Annotated in this window: 1 protein-coding gene; it reads left to right on the top strand. The window is 48.5% G+C overall.

All coding sequences use genetic code 11. The features are described from left to right. Nucleotides 1-270: 270 nt before the first annotated feature. Nucleotides 271-365, top strand: a 95-nt coding sequence (locus tag LKK83_RS31970) for a hypothetical protein (protein WP_442957294.1), incomplete at its 3' end; no start/stop codon positions are given.

The following is a 365-nucleotide window of genomic DNA, read 5'->3' as shown; positions in this document are numbered from 1 at the left end:
GAGATAAAAGGTGATTGAACGAAAATCAGTAAAGGGAAGCCTTCGGGCAACCTATAGAGGCGTACTTGACTTCGCCTAAGAGTCCGTTTTTCGGAATTTCTAAAATCCCTCGGGGGAATCCCCGTCTCTTTAGAGCGCGGAGTAGTCAACCGCTGTTTAGTTCGCCGAACATCACCTGTCGCCTTCATCAGATATGGCTGCGTTTGTTTCGCAATCTTCCTAACATCAATTGATGCACTAGGATAAAAGCAGCAGGAACTCAGAGGACTTATGGCAACAAAATTCCCTAAGTTTAGCCAGGACCTCGCTCAAGACCCGACAACACGTCGGCTATGGTACGGGATTGCCACCGCCCACGACTTTGA

The sequence above is a fragment of the Phormidium sp. CCY1219 genome, assembly GCF_035615515.1.
GTDB lineage: Bacteria > Cyanobacteriota > Cyanobacteriia > Cyanobacteriales > Laspinemataceae > CCY1219.
Note: the sequence above shows the minus strand (reverse complement) of the source record. Positions and strands in the feature narration are given on the sequence as shown.